This is a genomic window from Chrysosporum bergii ANA360D (genome assembly GCF_029891735.1).
Taxonomy (GTDB): domain Bacteria; phylum Cyanobacteriota; class Cyanobacteriia; order Cyanobacteriales; family Nostocaceae; genus Umezakia; species Umezakia bergii.
In genome coordinates this window covers 1-283 of record NZ_JANQDH010000107.1, presented here as the reverse complement: position 1 = coordinate 283, position 283 = coordinate 1, and the positions used below count along the sequence as shown (strand labels likewise).

Sequence of the window (283 nt, the reverse complement as noted above, 5' to 3'; positions counted from 1 at the left end):
CCAGTTTCACGATAACGACGTACTAAATTTTTCACAAATGATAAGCTGACCTTGAATCTTTCTGCCAACTGGCGTTGAGATCCCTCTTGAGCAACCCATGCTACAATCAACTGAGATAACAGCTCGTTGAATGCTTGGCGGCTAAGTCCAGTCATTGCTCGTAGCAGTCGCTCTTGATTCAGGATGCGGTCTAAGTTCAACATTAATGTCACCCTACTTGTCTGCTTGATTATTATCCCTTATTTTCCAACAACTCTATTAGAAGCCCTAAATGAGTCCATGA

Annotated in this window: 1 protein-coding gene; it reads right to left on the bottom strand. The window is 42.4% G+C overall.

Annotation, left to right across the window (positions count from 1 at the left end):
* The coding region (locus tag NWP17_RS15495; protein WP_280655772.1) for a helix-turn-helix domain-containing protein at nucleotides 1-203 on the bottom strand (203 nt) is incomplete at its 3' end.
* Nucleotides 204-283: the final 80 nt, after the last annotated feature.